The 305-nt window shown below is 49.5% G+C and carries 1 pseudogene; it reads right to left on the bottom strand.

The annotated features are described in order from the left end of the window. Positions 1 to 305, bottom strand: a pseudogene (locus tag AB4486_RS25920) (1-aminocyclopropane-1-carboxylate deaminase/D-cysteine desulfhydrase); the annotation flags it as partial.

Genomic DNA, 305 nt, shown 5'->3' with positions numbered 1-305 from the left:
GAGCGTCCACCTTCTGGTAATACAATGCAGTGGGAGTCAGGCTGTCTGACTTGCTCAATATACGTCTGTGGATGAAGTTCAGAGCCTGTATCTTTGACTGAAATCACCTTAGCGCCAAGGTCAATTGCACCACGGTAATTGCCGATTGGGCGTTCTAGTAACCACTGAGGAAGATGATCGACGTAGAACTCAAGAGTCCAACCTTTGATCTTTGCCAGTGCCGCGAGTGAGAACAGAGAGTTAGCCTGCGCAGAACCATAGCTGATCAAGGTTGTGGTCTCTGGGTGTTCGTCTTCCAGCAGCTT

Source organism: Vibrio sp. 10N.222.55.C6 (assembly GCF_041473395.1).
GTDB classification, from domain to species: Bacteria; Pseudomonadota; Gammaproteobacteria; order Enterobacterales; family Vibrionaceae; genus Vibrio; species Vibrio crassostreae_C.
This window is presented reverse-complemented; position numbering and strand designations above follow the sequence as displayed.